Source organism: Nonomuraea sp. NPDC048916 (genome assembly GCF_040649575.1).
Taxonomy (GTDB): Bacteria; Actinomycetota; Actinomycetes; order Streptosporangiales; family Streptosporangiaceae; genus Nonomuraea.
In genome coordinates this window covers 1-377 of the sequence record NZ_JBEZFS010000294.1, presented here as the reverse complement: position 1 = coordinate 377, position 377 = coordinate 1, and the positions used below count along the sequence as shown (strand labels likewise).

General features: G+C 65.5%; 1 pseudogene. It reads left to right on the top strand.

Annotation, left to right across the window (positions count from 1 at the left end):
* Positions 1-179: 179 nt before the first annotated feature.
* A pseudogene (locus AB0C16_RS40920) lies at positions 180-377 on the top strand (PspA/IM30 family protein); the annotation flags it as partial.

Genomic DNA, 377 nt, shown 5'->3' with positions numbered 1-377 from the left:
CTACGGGTGGCGCCTACTCCCTGGGCCGGAGCGGGGGCCTACGCAGTCGTCCTTGGGGATGAGCGCATCAGTCCCCGAACAGTGCGGTAATGGATGCAGGCCCCGTACTGTGGGTTCTGTTGTAGTCGCTGGAGCTGGAGTCCGTCAGAAGGGGGCGCGCGAAGCCCATGAGCGGTGTCATGAAGCGTATGGGGATGATCTTCCGCGCGAAGGCGAACAAGGCCCTTGACCGGGCCGAGGACCCGCGCGAAACCCTCGATTACTCGTATCAGAAGCAGCTGGAGCTGCTCCAGAAGGTGCGCCGGGGCGTCGCCGACGTGGCGACCTCGCGCAAGCGCCTGGAGCTCCAGCTCAACCAGCTCCAGTCCCAGTCCTCG